This window comes from Mesorhizobium sp. M7A.F.Ca.CA.001.08.2.1 (assembly GCF_003998455.1).
GTDB lineage: Bacteria > Pseudomonadota > Alphaproteobacteria > Rhizobiales > Rhizobiaceae > Mesorhizobium > Mesorhizobium ciceri.
Window position 1 is genome coordinate 1 of sequence record NZ_RZPW01001074.1, and the last position, 1,591, is coordinate 1,591.

Sequence of the window (1,591 nt, forward strand, 5' to 3'; positions counted from 1 at the left end):
GTATTTCAAGCGCCGCTTCGGCTGAGCCGAAGCGGTTGATCAGGTCGCGAAAGGAGGCAGGGCCGACATTCTGGGTGCGGATCAGTCGTAGCCAGCTCAGCCGCTGCCGGTCGCTGAGGCGCGGCCCGGCGGTCGGCTCGCTCATCCCTTGGCTCCGATCTTGCCCTCGGTGCCGGCAAGCAGGCGCGAAATGTTTTCCCGGTGCTTGATGAAAACGATGACGCTCATCACCACGAACAATCCGGCAATTTGCGGCGTGCTCAGGACATAGAGGGCGATCGGCACGATGACCGCCGCCGTCAGCGCCGCAAGCGAGGAATAACGGAAGAGGAATGCCATCACCAGCCAGACGACGGCGAAGATCAGCGCTACCTGCCAGGCAAGGCCGATCAGCACGCCGAGATAGGTGGCGACGCCCTTGCCGCCCTTGAAGCCCAGCCATACCGGGAAGAGATGACCGAGAAAGGCGCCGAGACCGGCCCAGATCGCCAGGTCAGGCGCGAAATAGCCAGCAATCAGTACGGCGGCCGTGCCCTTCAGCACGTCGAGCAACAGCGTCGCCGCGGCTAGGCCCTTGTTGCCGGTGCGCAGAACATTGGTGGCGCCGATGTTGCCCGAGCCGATCTGGCGCACATCGCCAAGGCCGGCCGCGCGGGTGAGCAGAAGCCCGAACGGAATCGAGCCCAGGAGATAGCCGAACACAAGCGCTGGGATGAGGCTGTAAGTCATTGTTTCCCCCGCATTTCCCCCAGTTTGGCCGGATCAGGCGCGGTGCGCGGGTTGTCCGGCTCAGACGGAGAACACTGTGCGGCCCGCAACCAGCGTTTGCAAGACCTTGCCTTGCAGGCGCGCACCTTCGAAACAGGTGTTTTTTGAGCGCGAACGAATGCCGCTTTCGCTGACGATCCAGGGTTCGTCGAGGTCGACAAGCGCAAGATCGGCGACAGCGCCGGGCTTCAGCGTGCCACCGGGCAGTCCGAACAGTTTTGCCGGGGCCGTGGACAGGGTCTCGATCAGCCTCAGCAACGGCACGTCGCCATTGTGGTAGAGCCGCAAGGCCGCGCCCAGCAGCGTCTCCAACCCGATGGCGCCGGCCGCCGCATCGGCGAAGGGCAGGCGCTTGGTGTCGACATCCTGCGGATCGTGCGAGGAGACGATGACGTCGATCGTACCGTCCCTGACCGCCTCGATCATCGCCAGCCGGTCTTCCTCGGCACGCAATGGCGGCGTCAGGCGAAAGAAGGTGCGGTATTCGCCGACATCGTTTTCATTGAGCGACAGATTGTGGATCGCCACGCCTGACGTCACCGTCGCCCCGTCGGCCTTGGCACGCGTCACAGCGTTTGCCGCCATCGCCGTCGAGATCTTCGCCGCATGGTACGAACCGCGCGTCAGCCGCGCCAGCGCAAGGTCGCGTTCCAGCGGGATGGATTCGGCCTCGCGCGGAATGCCGGAAAGGCCGAGCCAGCTGGCGTAGAGGCCTTCATTCATCACGCCGGATGAACCGAGGTCCGCATCCTGCGTCTCATGCACGATGGTGGCGCCGAAGTCGCGCGCATAGGTCAGCGCGCGGCGCATCACCAGCGCACTC

At 64.6% G+C, this 1,591-nt stretch carries 2 protein-coding genes and 1 pseudogene; all 3 read right to left on the reverse strand.

The window, feature by feature from the left end:
- Positions 1-145, reverse strand: a pseudogene (locus EN914_RS39630) (DNA-protecting protein DprA); the annotation flags it as partial.
- The gene (plsY, locus tag EN914_RS34865) at positions 142-729 is read right to left on the reverse strand and encodes a glycerol-3-phosphate 1-O-acyltransferase PlsY (RefSeq protein ID WP_024503489.1); all 588 of its coding nucleotides are present in this window, start codon (positions 727-729) and stop codon (positions 142-144) included. The gene plsY and the pseudogene EN914_RS39630, both read right to left, overlap by 4 nt.
- A gap of 60 nt (positions 730-789) precedes the next feature.
- Positions 790-1,591 (reverse strand): amidohydrolase family protein (locus tag EN914_RS34870; RefSeq protein ID WP_164779149.1); only part of this gene is annotated, 802 nt, incomplete at its 5' end.

Excerpts from the sequence above, each read along its gene's own strand:
- plsY (WP_024503489.1), bottom strand. The coding sequence starts at position 729 with ATGACTTACAGCCTCATCCCAGCGCTTGTGTTCGGCTATCTCCTGGGC.